Source organism: Pseudomonas sp. 210_17 TE3656 (assembly GCF_054821965.1).
In genome coordinates this window covers 4,993,731-5,005,349 of the sequence record NZ_JBTRBC010000001.1, presented here as the reverse complement: position 1 = coordinate 5,005,349, position 11,619 = coordinate 4,993,731, and the positions used below count along the sequence as shown (strand labels likewise).

Annotated in this window: 13 protein-coding genes and 1 pseudogene; 10 read left to right on the top strand and 4 right to left on the bottom strand. The window is 60.0% G+C overall.

Annotated elements, in window-relative coordinates:
• The first annotated feature begins 89 nt into the window (after window positions 1-89).
• The 3 genes and pseudogenes from ACVI9W_RS23260 to ACVI9W_RS23250 form a co-directional block, all read left to right on the top strand.
• Entirely contained in the window at window positions 90-1,022 is a 933-nt protein-coding gene (locus ACVI9W_RS23260) for a peptidoglycan-binding protein (protein ID WP_461531363.1), read from the top strand.
• A 281-nt stretch (window positions 1,023-1,303) separates the two neighbouring features.
• Entirely contained in the window at window positions 1,304-1,645 is a 342-nt protein-coding gene (locus ACVI9W_RS23255; RefSeq protein ID WP_461531362.1) for a DUF6124 family protein, read from the top strand.
• A 239-nt stretch (window positions 1,646-1,884) separates the two neighbouring features.
• Window positions 1,885-2,026: pseudogene (locus ACVI9W_RS23250) on the top strand (GNAT family N-acetyltransferase); the annotation flags it as partial.
• Window positions 2,027-2,094: 68 nt separating this feature from the next.
• On the opposite strand, the gene ACVI9W_RS23245 reads toward ACVI9W_RS23250, so the two are convergent.
• Window positions 2,095-2,508: a hypothetical protein gene (locus ACVI9W_RS23245; protein WP_461531361.1), complete on the bottom strand. Its 414-nt coding sequence runs from the start codon at window positions 2,506-2,508 to the stop codon at window positions 2,095-2,097.
• Window positions 2,509-3,197: 689 nt separating this feature from the next.
• Between ACVI9W_RS23245 and ACVI9W_RS23240 the strand changes: the two genes are divergently transcribed.
• From ACVI9W_RS23240 to ACVI9W_RS23230, 3 genes are all read left to right on the top strand, one after another.
• A complete protein-coding gene (locus ACVI9W_RS23240; RefSeq protein WP_461531360.1) occupies window positions 3,198-3,755 on the top strand; it encodes a helix-turn-helix domain-containing protein in 558 nt (185 codons plus the stop codon).
• Between the two features lie 85 nt (window positions 3,756-3,840).
• Complete coding sequence (locus ACVI9W_RS23235) at window positions 3,841-4,410, top strand: HD domain-containing protein (protein WP_461531359.1); 570 nt, start codon at window positions 3,841-3,843, stop codon at window positions 4,408-4,410.
• Between the two features lie 155 nt (window positions 4,411-4,565).
• Entirely contained in the window at window positions 4,566-4,967 is a 402-nt protein-coding gene (locus tag ACVI9W_RS23230; protein WP_461531358.1) for a hypothetical protein, read from the top strand.
• Window positions 4,968-4,973: 6 nt separating this feature from the next.
• Here the strand turns inward: ACVI9W_RS23230 and ACVI9W_RS23225 are convergent, their stop codons facing one another.
• From ACVI9W_RS23225 to ACVI9W_RS23215, 3 genes are all read right to left on the bottom strand, one after another.
• Window positions 4,974-6,074 (bottom strand): DUF3616 domain-containing protein, encoded by a 1,101-nt coding sequence (locus tag ACVI9W_RS23225; RefSeq protein ID WP_461531357.1) that lies wholly within the window; start codon window positions 6,072-6,074, stop codon window positions 4,974-4,976.
• Window positions 6,075-6,208: 134 nt separating this feature from the next.
• Entirely contained in the window at window positions 6,209-6,904 is a 696-nt protein-coding gene (locus ACVI9W_RS23220) for a tRNA (adenine(22)-N(1))-methyltransferase (RefSeq protein ID WP_461531356.1), read from the bottom strand.
• 180 nt (window positions 6,905-7,084) lie between these two features.
• Window positions 7,085-7,495, bottom strand: a complete 411-nt coding sequence (locus ACVI9W_RS23215; RefSeq protein ID WP_038610160.1) for a MerR family transcriptional regulator — start codon at window positions 7,493-7,495, stop codon at window positions 7,085-7,087.
• Window positions 7,496-7,585: 90 nt separating this feature from the next.
• On the opposite strand from ACVI9W_RS23215, the gene ACVI9W_RS23210 reads away from it, so the two are divergent.
• From ACVI9W_RS23210 to mexE, 4 genes are all read left to right on the top strand, one after another.
• Window positions 7,586-8,416 (top strand): alpha/beta fold hydrolase, encoded by an 831-nt coding sequence (locus tag ACVI9W_RS23210; RefSeq protein ID WP_461531355.1) that lies wholly within the window; start codon window positions 7,586-7,588, stop codon window positions 8,414-8,416.
• A gap of 117 nt (window positions 8,417-8,533) precedes the next feature.
• On the top strand, window positions 8,534-9,772 hold the full coding sequence (locus tag ACVI9W_RS23205; protein WP_461531354.1) for an NADH:flavin oxidoreductase/NADH oxidase family protein: 1,239 nt from the start codon (window positions 8,534-8,536) through the stop codon (window positions 9,770-9,772).
• Window positions 9,773-9,879: 107 nt separating this feature from the next.
• Window positions 9,880-10,176 (top strand): hypothetical protein, encoded by a 297-nt coding sequence (locus tag ACVI9W_RS23200; protein WP_461531353.1) that lies wholly within the window; start codon window positions 9,880-9,882, stop codon window positions 10,174-10,176.
• Window positions 10,177-10,371: 195 nt separating this feature from the next.
• Window positions 10,372-11,613, top strand: a complete 1,242-nt coding sequence (gene mexE, locus ACVI9W_RS23195; RefSeq protein ID WP_191833753.1) for a multidrug efflux RND transporter periplasmic adaptor subunit MexE — start codon at window positions 10,372-10,374, stop codon at window positions 11,611-11,613.
• Window positions 11,614-11,619: the final 6 nt, after the last annotated feature.

Sequence of the window (11,619 nt, the reverse complement as noted above, 5' to 3'; positions counted from 1 at the left end):
TATTAACTAGTGCCGATGAACAGATGTAGCTCTGCGACCAAGAGCAGGAGGTTGCTCCTCGTCACTCGCTGAACGCGAGGAGAACAGCCATGCTGACGCCACTACAGAAACAAACCGCCCAGGCCATCGTCAACATCTTCGAAACCGGGAGCGTCCTCGGTGACTATGGCAATGTCACCTTGATCAAGGGTGATTCCGGGCACCTGACCTTCGGTCGATCGCAAACCACCCTGGCCACCGGCAACTTGCATACCCTGATCGAGCGCTATTGCCAGAATCCCGGTGCGCGATTCAGTGCACGTCTCAGCCCCTTCCTGGCTCGCCTGGCAGCGTGTGACACCGCCCTCGACCATGCCGGGCATCTGCACAACATCCTGCGCGCCACCGCCGACGACCCGGTCATGCGCGAGACCCAGGACCAGTTCTTCGATCAGACCTATTGGCAGCCCGCGGAAAAATCCGCCAACGGCCTGCACATCACCACGCCGCTTGGCCTGGCGGTGGTCTACGACAGCACGGTGCACGGTTCCTGGAAGCTTATCCGCGACCGTGTCACCAACGACAAGGGAAGCCCCGACGCCGCAGGCGAACGCGAGTGGATCACGGCCTATGTCGAGGCGCGCGAAGAGTGGCTCGCCAACCACGACAACAAAGTGCTGCACGCCACGGTGTATCGCACTCAGGCTTTCAGCCGACTGATCGAGCTGGGGCACTGGGGACTGGACCTGCCGCTGGTGGTTCGCGGCCTGGAAATTTCCACCGCCACCCTCAATGCAACACCACCGGGCTGCTACGACGGGCCCCAGCCTGGCAGCCGCCAGCTGGCCTTGCAGACGCCCATGGTGCGAGGCCTGGACGTGCGCCTGGTACAGCTGGGGCTCTCCGCCCATGGCGCGAACATCAAGGCCGACGGCCTGTTCGGCCAGACCAGCAGCTTACGGCTCAAGGACTACCAGAACGCCAACGGTTTACCGGCCACCGGAGTGGCTGATGCGGCGCTGATCATGCAGTTGCTGGAGTGAAGGCAAACCGCTGTTCTGATTGCCCTCTATGCAATCAGAACAGCAGCCGGAGCATATCGGCTAACCCGCTTGAGCATGCATTAGATCGTCGATACATATGAACCTAACCTTCAAAGTTCCAAGTAACTCTGTGTCCGCTTTCTGTGCAATGGCGGCTGTGCGTGGGAGACCTTCGGGTCTGCCGGGTTTCCTTTTGCCTCGGTCCGCGAACCCGCGCACAGCTGCCACCCTATTCGTTTCGCGGCGACGGTTGGCAGCTCCAACGCAAAAGGAGCTCCACAATGACAAAACCCGTTCCCGATCCACCCTTAACCACCCAAACCAGCACCACCTTCGGCTCCTGCAATGGCAGCCACGATCCACTGTTCGCCGTCCGTGCCGGTGTCTCGTCCGAAGACGCCCTGGTCCACGCCTCCGTCCTGCTCAAAAGCGCCTACCAGACCAACGCCCACGCTTGTGAAATGGTCAATGCCGAGGTGCGCGAGTTGCTCTGGGCTACGGAACAATCGTTAGAGATGAGCCTCGCACTGGTCGAGGCGTTGCTGGACGAGGTCGAAGCGCGCTCGGCAACGGCAGCCTTGTTACGTCGCTCGATGCAAGCAGGCCAATCGGCGGCGGAGTAATCGCCAGCGATTGTCCTGGGCCGCCGATGCGGCCCTATCAACTACTGTCGTTCGCGTTTTCAGTTCTTTGTGACCGGCAGAATTAGACCAGAAGTAGCCGGTGGTCCTTACATTTCGCATTTCGCCGGCGTCTGGCTAAATTTAATGAATCAGGGCGCATTGAAACTTGTGTGATAACAGCCCCCTATCAACGTCAACGCTTCCCAGCGGACAGTGCAGTGCGCTACTGGATTAGCGCCCGAAAGTCGCGCTCAGCGCTGAGCGCTGATGTAAACGAGCCAGGCAATGGGACTCTATGTACGTTATGGGTTTATTCAAACAGGCCGCACTCCTCTGGATGGAGAAGGTCGGCCCTTTCCGTTGATGAAAAGCCTTTCCTAACGCGCCCCGCTCTCTTTGTGCAACGTAGAAACTAGATCCTGTGATATGCCCGCCTTAACTTCCCCCTCTTAGGGATTATATTTTTTGACTTCAAGTTTCAGACACACAAGATTAAGCTTGTCTGGGTATGAGTCACTGCACACCGTCAAAGTAAAGTTTCCTTTAAAGTGTTCAGACCCTGGAGTGGTATCTTGCTTTTCTACAAATAACTTCCCCTCACTTATTGGACGAGCGGTGAACCACGACATCGATGAAGCACTAACTTTGGATCCTTCAAATTTTTTATCCGTAAGATCATGCGATTTTCCCAACTCTAGGCTATCAGGTATCTCCAGCCTAACACTCACAGCATTATCTCTTAAGAATAACATTTGACGCCCACTGCCTTCACTGCCGCTGCCCTGCCAGACAACATCAGTCAACTCGTTTTTCAGATCGGCTTTTTCAAGCTCTAAAAGAAATGAACCAGTAAAATTGCTCATGGGTCGCACCTCAGCTTGTAATAGTTCTCCATGTTTACTTCTTTAACAGGCTCACGCTTCCAGACAAAGTCAATCAACAAATTAAAAGTAAAGTCCATGCCTGTTGTATTTGACACGACAAGGGGATACCCAACAACTGACAAAACTATCAGTTGACATGCTTCGCAACCTGTGGCGGCTTAGCCACCCCTTGATCGAAAGCGATGTTTGACACTATCCACAGGATGAGCCACTGCAACACGCCGCAGCCTTACTTCGCTCCTGCTAATGTGATGTGGACAATGCCCAGGGACCAAATGCCTAGATACTGGATAGGAACAGTTCATACGTGTTGAAAACCGATCACCATTTCAGTCAGTTGAGCGCTGGGATCGTCCGCTAAGGGATAGTTGCCCGCCATGAGGGGTTAATTTCGCGCCAGTTGCCTGCGACCGGCCGATTCAGGCTTCATACTTCTGCACCTGCACCAACACATCGTAAAACGTCGGCCCCTGCCCCATATCGGTGAGGCGTTGATCGGTGCTGTTCATGAAATTGCGCGCGGGCAGCGATCTCGTCGTCGCTTTCCTTGACGCAGGGTTCACATCGACAGCGTGTTGAGCCAACTGTATCCATTTATCCAAGCAATTTGCAGGGTGGACTTACATAAACCAAACTAGCCAACCCGCCCGCCTCTCCAGGAAACCGAAATGCCTGACATGTTGCTAAAGCCAGCCTTGCCTGGCGTTGCGCTCAGGCGATGGCGTCTGCTGCACCGCGTCAAACAAAACCATGCCGCAGAGTTGTTCAACGTCACCCAATCGACCATTTCTCGCTGGGAAAGTGGCGTACAGGCAATGGACCCGGCAGCACATAAACGGCTTGAGCAATTGCTGGCCGCGCGCCTTGATGCTGCCGCCGATCAAGTCCTGGCCAGGCTGGTCAGGGAGAGCCCACGACCGATTCACCTCATTTGTGATCTGACCCATCGTTTGCTGGCTTGCTCCTCCGCCCGTGCAGCCGAGTTCACCCTGCCGGTCAGCGAGCTGCTGGGGCGTTCGCTATGGCGTTTTGCAACACCGGAGATCATTGGCAAAGAGCTCGCTCTGGATGAGTCCGGCTGGCGGGAAACCTGCGCCCCACCCGCGCTGGAGTTCACAACCGGCAACAACCACTCTGCCCTCGTGCCCATCAGCCAGAGCCACTGTCGCTGGACCCGTATCCCCCTCTCGGACGGCACTGCAGCACGCTTGGTAGAGACGCTCTGACCTGCCCCGCGCATATTTTATGCGTGGACGCTGAACAGCGCTGCGCCTAGTCTGGCACCCACAGCGATTGAGTCAGTGGGGATGTATGGACATCGAAAAAATCAAAGGGCGTCTCGAATTTCTACGCCAGGCGGAAAAGCTCAAGGACGTACTCAGAAGCGCGCATACCTCTTGCGGTCGCACCGAAAGCACGGCAGAACATAGCTGGCGCCTGTGTCTGATGGCCATAGTTTTCGAGGATCAACTGCCCCGTCTCGATGTGCTGAAAATGCTCAAGATGTGCGTCATTCACGACCTGGGAGAGGCAATCAATGGCGATATTCCCGCCGTCAGCAAAGCGGCGTTTCCCAACAAGAGCGAGCAAGAGAGAAACGATCTTCTGCTGCTGACCAGCGCACTGGATGAACCGTTGAAAGCCGAGATCCTGGCGCTCTGGGATGACTACGAAAATGCACGGTCTGCCGAGGCAAAAGCAGTCAAGGCGCTAGACAAGCTGGAGACAATCCTTCAGCACAATCAGGGCAACAATCCTCCTGACTTCGATTACGAGTTCAATCTGGCCTACGGCAAAAAATACACCGATGCCGATCCGCTGTTTGAATCGCTTCGGAGCCTCCTCGACGAGGACACCAAAGAAAAGATAATCAAGGCGTAAGGCATAGGCGCCCGCCTGAATGATTGGCTACGTAGAACTTTTCCCTTTTTAAGGGTCTATCTGCATAAGCCCATCAGCTCGGTAAGTGCGACACGCAGGTTTCCCGCAGCCCGATGGCCACACGTCCAATTGTCATTCAGAGGTTGTCTTCGCTCATGAAATTCCATGTCCCACGGATGGTGCTCTTAGGCCTGTTCGCGTTCGCGGCAATGGGCTCGGCATCAGCAACGCAAATGAAGACCTCAACCCCTGTTTTCGCAAGCGAAGCCCCAGCCGTTCAGGCTCCGGCCGCGGCCGCCGGCAACCCTTGGCCGAGCCTGGCCAGTATGGCCGACAAGCAGCCAGGGCCATTGCTGGCCCATGACGACCGCTACTGGCACGACCACCGTTGGGACGACCGTAGAGACGATTGGCGCAGAGATAACTGGCGCAGAGAGCAGGCCCGCCGGGAAGCCGAACGCCGTCGTGACTGGGAACGACGCCGTGATTGGGAACGCCATCATGATCGGGCGATGCGCCATCGCTACGAAAACGATCACCGCTACTACCGTCGCTAGTGCACGCTAGCCTGGCGGATTGAGGACAAACAGGTCTCCTTCCACACTCGAATCACCGCATCTACGGCTCTGCGCCGCCGAGTCGTAGACAATCAACAGTAGCTCCCTACCCTGCTCGCCGGTATCGAACAGGCACATACCCTCAGCATGATCGTCGCCTTGCCCGAACGGCACTTGCAGCACGGTCTCCAATTGATCGGTAAACACCACGTTTTCCTCGTCGGACGCCAAGCCGCCGCGCCAACGGAAAACCGTAACCGGGCCGTCGAGGTCCATGGTCGGGCCGGCAAGGATCAGCAGATCGTCGCCGCAGGTGCACAGGTCACGCACGCCCAAGCCGTTCAGGGCCAAAAAGTGCTTGCGGTAGCGGCGCCCATCCGGGCCGATCTTCTTGAGCACCAGGGTGTCGGTCGAGCCGTCTTTCAGTTCGGGCTCGATCTCCAGCAGCACCGTCCAACCGCGAAGGACCGGCCCCCGCAAGCCCAACAACAGGCGCGAGCCGATGACCGCCAATCCTTCGATATCGAAACCGTTGTCTTTGCCCGGAATGCGTAGAAAGTCGCGTAACTGCTCGTCTTTGGCAATTTCCGCAGTCAGGTCGTTACCGACTTTGTTGCCGCGCAACTGCGCCGCCGTACGTCCATCTCTATCCACCGTCTTGGCGAGCTCATAGGTGCCGTTCTGCTGGGCCACCGGAATGCGCGCCAACAGAAAGCGATTGCCGTCCGCCTCTAGCGTCGATAGCCGCTTGATATTTTTCTGCGCAGTTTTGTCGGCCTCGGCTTTCTTGCGCTTCAGGCTGTGCGAGCCGACCACCCAGAGGTAGCCATTGTCCGGGGCATAGGCCAGCCCTTCGATATCGATCTCGGCGTCTGGCTCCGGGATGGGCAGGTCGAGATATTTCATGAGAGCGAACGACTGGTGCGCATCGCACCTCACCCCATCGCCGGGTGCTGCGCCGTGGATTTGCAGGCGTTCCAGGCTCGTGGTCTCGTCGTTGGCGACCCAAAGTGTGTCGCCAATCTGCTGAGCGACCGAAAGGCCATCGCGCAACTGCGCAAACGCCGGGTCAAAGCGCAGTATCGCAGTATTGCTTCGCTCGCTCATGAGCGCTCTCCTGTCTTGATCGCGTTGAAACGAGAAGCTGTTGTCGAGGCTAGTGGCTACCCGACGACAATCAAGACAAAAGCTAGTCCGTTTTTTCACAGTTGATAGAGCGCTGGAGAATAACCGCTTCGGGCTCAAGCCAGCAGTTCGGTAATCCACTGGACCTGCCGTGAGGTGTCCTGCACCTTCTCCTCAGGCACGGCATGCTGCGCCCGGGCGAAGTTGTTCAGAGTCTTTTGCTTGAGGCGCAGTTTGCGCTGCCACTTGGCCATGAACGCCGGGCTGCGGACCTGCATCTGCAGCGGGCCGAAGTACAGCTCTTCGGCGGTGTACATCACCTTACCGGCGCGCTCGGCGACGATGATTTCGTAGTCGAAGCGGTTTTCCCGCAGCACTTCCTCATGGAGGATGCAGTAGCCATTTTCCATCAGCCACTGGCGCAGTGGCTGCTCGCCGCCGTTGGGCTGCAGGATCAGGCGCTCCTGGCCGCTCAGACGGGCTTTGCCGCTGGCGAGGATGTCGCGGATCGTCTCACCGCCCATGCCGCAGATGCTGATCGCGGTGATGCCGTCGCCCGGCTCGATCGCCGCCAGGCCGTTGGCCAGGCGCACAGTAATGAACTGCTGCAGACCGTTCTCGCGCACGCTGCGCTCGGCCGCCTGGAACGGCGTCAATGCCACCTCGCCAGCCACCGCCGTGGTGATGGCGCCACGGCGCATCAGTGCCACCGGCAAATAGCCGTGATCCGAGCCGATATCGGCCAGGCGCGCACCGGTCGGCACCTGAGCCGCCACGCGCTCCAGGCGCATGGACAATGTCTGTTGGTTCAACCGCTGCCCCTATTCACCACTGATCGGGGCGCGATTCTGTCGAGCAATGCTGTGCATTTCAAGTTTATGCGACCAAGGCCATGCTCGGTAGGAGCGGGCTTGCCCCGCGATTGCGATCTGTCAGTCACATCGCATCGCGGGGCAAGCCCGCTCCCACCGAGGGTATTTCCTTCAGCCTGTTCAGGTCGCCTGCTGTTCCAGCAAACGCTCCATCAGCATTCTGGCGTTGTCGGTACAAGCCCTGTCCTCGGGGCGGTTTTCGATGCTGTCGATGGCCACCAGCAACTGAGCGCGGTTCTGTTCCAGCTGCTTTTGCAGCACCTCAATTTCGGCGACCTTGCGCTTGAGCCCGGCGAGCAACTGCTCATGCTGCCAGCCCTCGGGGCTCGCCGGCAGCAACTGGCGGATCTCGTCGAGGCTGAAACCGGCACCCTGGGCGCTGGTGATGATCTGCAGGGTCCACAGCGCCTGCGCCGCATAGTCGCGGTAACCATTGGCCTTGCGCGCCGATGTGATCAGGCCGCTGGCTTCATAAAAGCGAATTCGCGAAGCACTCAGGCCGCTGCGTTTCGCCAGTTCTCCTATTCTCATAGCTCGCCTTCAGTATGGCATTGACCTTGAACCTTACTTTAACCCTGGCGTCGATTCACGCAACAAGCACATCTCAGAGGAGCAGCGAACATGGCATTCGTCACAACCAAAGATGGTGTTGAAATCTTCTACAAAGACTGGGGCCCGCGCGACGCCCAGGTGATCTTCTTTCACCACGGCTGGCCACTGAGCGCCGACGACTGGGACGCGCAGATGCTGTTTTTCCTGGCCCAGGGCTACCGCGTGATTGCCCACGACCGTCGCGGTCACGGGCGCTCCAGCCAGGTCTGGGACGGCCATGACATGGACCACTACGCCGACGACGTGGCGGCGGTGGCCGATCATCTGGGCGTCCGCGGCGCGGTGCATGTCGGCCACTCCACCGGCGGCGGCGAAGTGGTGCACTACCTCGCCCGTCACGGTCAGGAGCGTGCCAGCAAAGCGGCGATCCTCGGCGCCGTGCCGCCATTGATGATGCAGACCGCCAGCAATCCCGGCGGCCTGCCCAAGTCAGTGTTCGACGACCTGCAGGCGCAGCTTGCAGCCAACCGTGCGCAGTTCTATTACGACATTCCGGCCGGGCCGTTCTACGGCTACAACCGCCCGGGAGCGGCCCCGTCGCAGGGAGTGATCTGGAACTGGTGGCGCCAGGGCATGATGGGCTGCGCCAAGGCCCACTATGACGGTATCGTCGCCTTCTCGCAGACCGACTTCACCGAGGACTTGAAGCGCCTCAGCCTGCCGGTACTGGTGATGCACGGCGATGACGATCAGATCGTGCCCTACGAAAACTCGGGTCTGCTGTCGGCCAAGCTGCTCAGCAACAGCACCCTGAAAACCTACAAAGGCTTCCCCCACGGCATGCCCACTACCCACGCCGAGACCATCAACGCCGACCTGCTGGCCTTCGTGCGCAGCTAATGCACGGGTGCCGGAGGTAATGCCTCCGGCACCCGTCTTTGCCAACTGAAAACACCTGTTGACATTAAAGTTAACTTTAAAGTTATGGTTTGAACACGATCAATCGAGGTAGCCCCCATGAACGTGTTCGACAAGCTGACGCTGCCCAACGGCAGCGAAATCCCCAATCGTTTGGCCAAGGCGGCGATGGAAGAGAACATGGCCGACGCCGAGCAAGCGCCGTCCGCGGCGCTGATGCGCCTGTACCAGGCCTGGGCCGAGGGTGGTGCCGGCCTGTTGATCAGCGGCAACGTGATGGTCGACCGCCGTGCCATGACCGGCCCCGGCGGCGTGGTGCTGGAAAACGACCGGCAACTGGCCAGCTTCCAGCGCTGGGCCCGCGTCGGGCGCGCCCAGGGCGCGCAGTTCTGGCTGCAGATCAACCACCCCGGGCGACAGATGCCGGCCAACCTCGGCCAGCAGACCTGGGCGCCTTCGGCGATCGCGCTGGAGCTGGGCACGATGTCCAGGCACTTCAGTCCCCCGCAGGCAATGACGCAAGCCATGATCGCCGAAGTGATCGAGCGCTTCGCCCGTAGCGCGCAACTGGCTGAACAGGCCGGCTTTACCGGGGTACAGATTCACGCCGCGCATGGCTACCTGTTGAGCCAGTTCCTCTCGCCGTTGAGCAACACGCGCACGGATGCCTGGGGCGGCTCGCTGGAGAACCGCGCGCGCTTGCTGCTAGAGATCGTCAAAGCCGTCCGCGCCGTGGTGACGCCGCAGTTTGCCGTGGCGGTCAAGCTAAACTCCGCCGACTTCCAGCGCGGCGGCTTCAGTGCCGACGATGCCCGCCAGGTGGTAAGGCTGCTCAACACCCTGGACGTCGATCTGGTCGAGCTCTCCGGTGGCAGCTACGAAGCCCCGGCCATGCAGGGCGAGGCCCGTGACGGACGCACCCTGGCGCGTGAAGCCTATTTCCTGGAATTCGCCCGCGATGTACACAAGGTGGCGCGCATGCCGCTGATGGTGACCGGCGGCATCCGCCGTCTGCCGGTGGCCGAGCAGGTGATCGACAGTGGCGTGGCCATGGTCGGCATCGGTACCGCACTGGCCATCGAGCCCAACCTGCCGCGCGCCTGGCAGCAGGGCAAGAACAGCGCGCCGGCATTACCGCCGATCACTTGGAAAAACAAGACGCTGGCGTCGCTGGCGAACATGGCGCTGGTCAAGTTCCAGCTGCGCAAGCTCAGCCTGGGCAAAGCGCCCAGGCCGCAGGTTTCACCGTTGCGCGCACTGCTTGAGCAGCAACTGGCGAACACGCTACGCGCCCGCCAGTACCGGCGGTGGATGGCGCAGCGTTCAGTCCAGCAATGACAGCGCCCGCCGATTCCGACCAGCAGTGCCGATCGTGCGTAATTGACAGCTACGATTGGTGTATCGACCGTTTTGACCGCAGTCGGACTTAGTAGAGGGGAAACGCGATGACCGGCAAATCAACGTTCAACTGCGCATCACTGCTGGTCCCTTCGCTCCTCATCCTCAGCCTGACGGTGTCGGCCGGCTGCACAAGCAAACCGGCGAAAACCACCTACTCCAGCTCACAAGCAGGCTCCAGCTGTTACGCCAAAGCCCTGCCTACTGCCGGCGAAGGCGGCCTGGCCTGGGGCGCGACCCTGCAAATGGCGCGGCAAAAATCCTTGAACAACTGCATACGCTACGCCGGTCGCTCCGGGGGGACGCCCGATACCTGCAGGGTGGTGTTGGCCGAGTGCAAATAGCGAGCGCCGGCAACTGTTTTGATCCGGTGGGAGCGGGCTTGCCCCGCGATGCGATGCAACTGACCAATGACAATCGCGGGGCAAGCCCGCTCCTACCATCATTCCGAATGATAGTTACCTTCGGCCCGTTCGATTCGTTGTTAATAGTTACAAATCGCAGAATCCGCCCATTCTTAATACATTGGCGGATTCTCCATGGAACAGTCACTCAAACCTTTGCGTTACCCCCTGGCTCTATTGGCAGTACTGGTGATGAGTGCCTGCGGTCGTACCCCGGAGGCCGTACAGGCCCCCGCAGCGGCCAAGGTCAGCGTCGCCAAGGTACTGGAGCAACCGATCAATGAATGGGACGAGTTCACCGGCCGCCTCGAAGCGCCTGAGACGGTAGAAGTCCGACCACGTGTTTCCGGCCAGATCGATCAGGTGGCCTTCACCGAAGGCGCTCAGGTCAAGCAGGGCGACCTGTTGTTCCAGATCGACCCGCGGCCGTTCCAGGCCGAAGTGCGCCGTCTCGAAGCCCAGTTGCAGCAAGCCCGCGCCACCGCCATTCGCAGTGAAAACGAGGCCCGCCGTGGCGAACGCCTGCGCAGCAGCAATGCCATTTCCGCGGAACTGGCCGAGTCGCGCAGCAGTGCTGCCGCCGAGGCCCGCGCCGGTGTCGCCGCGATCCAGGCGCAACTGGACCTGGCGCGCCTGAACCTGAGCTTCACCCGGGTCACCGCACCGATCAGTGGCCGGGTCAGCCGTGCCCAGTTCACCGCCGGCAACATCGTCAGCGCCGATGTCACCCCGCTGACCAGCGTGGTCTCAACCGACAAGGTTTATGCCTACTTCGACGCCGACGAACGCGTGTACCTCAAATACACCCAACTGGCCCGCAACGGTCAGCGCGGCCAGAGCACCCCGGTATACCTGGGCCTGTCCAACGAAACCGGCAACCCGCACCTGGGCCAGATGAACTTCGTCGACAACCAGGTCAACCCCAAGACCGGCACCATCCGTGGCCGGGCCGTGTTCGATAACAGTGACGGGCAGTTCACCCCGGGCCTGTATGCACGCTTGAAGCTGGTCGGCAGCGCCACCTATTCAGCGGTACTGATCAATGACGAAGCGGTAGGCACCGACCTTGGCAAGAAGTTCGTGCTGGTCATGGACAAGGACAACAAGGCCGCTTATCGCGCCGTGGAACTGGGCCCGAAACTTGAAGGCCTGCGCATCGTGCGCAGTGGCCTGAGCAAGGATGACCGCATTGTGGTCAAGGGCCTGCAGCGGGTGCGTCCCGGCTCGCCGGTCGACCCGCAGGACACACCGATGGCCAGCGACGCGACCATTGCCGCCCTCGCTCAACAACGCCAAGCGCTGGAAGCCAGCACCCAGGGCAAGCCTGCCGCCACTGCCACCGTCAAGCTCGCCAGTGCCTCGGCACCGCGCGGTTAAGGAACC

What these genes read in the sequence shown, in the direction of transcription:
- ACVI9W_RS23245 (WP_461531361.1), bottom strand. Translation starts at nt 2,508, where the DNA reads ATGAGCAATTTTACTGGTTCATTTCTTTTAGAGCTTGAAAAAGCCGAT.
- ACVI9W_RS23240 (WP_461531360.1), top strand. Translation starts at nt 3,198, where the DNA reads ATGCCTGACATGTTGCTAAAGCCAGCCTTGCCTGGCGTTGCGCTCAGG.
- ACVI9W_RS23205 (WP_461531354.1), top strand. Translation starts at nt 8,534, where the DNA reads ATGAACGTGTTCGACAAGCTGACGCTGCCCAACGGCAGCGAAATCCCC.
- ACVI9W_RS23230 (WP_461531358.1), top strand. Translation starts at nt 4,566, where the DNA reads ATGAAATTCCATGTCCCACGGATGGTGCTCTTAGGCCTGTTCGCGTTC.
- mexE (WP_191833753.1), top strand. Translation starts at nt 10,372, where the DNA reads ATGGAACAGTCACTCAAACCTTTGCGTTACCCCCTGGCTCTATTGGCA.
- ACVI9W_RS23215 (WP_038610160.1), bottom strand. Translation starts at nt 7,495, where the DNA reads ATGAGAATAGGAGAACTGGCGAAACGCAGCGGCCTGAGTGCTTCGCGA.
- ACVI9W_RS23260 (WP_461531363.1), top strand. Translation starts at nt 90, where the DNA reads ATGCTGACGCCACTACAGAAACAAACCGCCCAGGCCATCGTCAACATC.
- ACVI9W_RS23210 (WP_461531355.1), top strand. Translation starts at nt 7,586, where the DNA reads ATGGCATTCGTCACAACCAAAGATGGTGTTGAAATCTTCTACAAAGAC.
- ACVI9W_RS23255 (WP_461531362.1), top strand. Translation starts at nt 1,304, where the DNA reads ATGACAAAACCCGTTCCCGATCCACCCTTAACCACCCAAACCAGCACC.
- ACVI9W_RS23235 (WP_461531359.1), top strand. Translation starts at nt 3,841, where the DNA reads ATGGACATCGAAAAAATCAAAGGGCGTCTCGAATTTCTACGCCAGGCG.
- ACVI9W_RS23225 (WP_461531357.1), bottom strand. Translation starts at nt 6,074, where the DNA reads ATGAGCGAGCGAAGCAATACTGCGATACTGCGCTTTGACCCGGCGTTT.
- ACVI9W_RS23200 (WP_461531353.1), top strand. Translation starts at nt 9,880, where the DNA reads ATGACCGGCAAATCAACGTTCAACTGCGCATCACTGCTGGTCCCTTCG.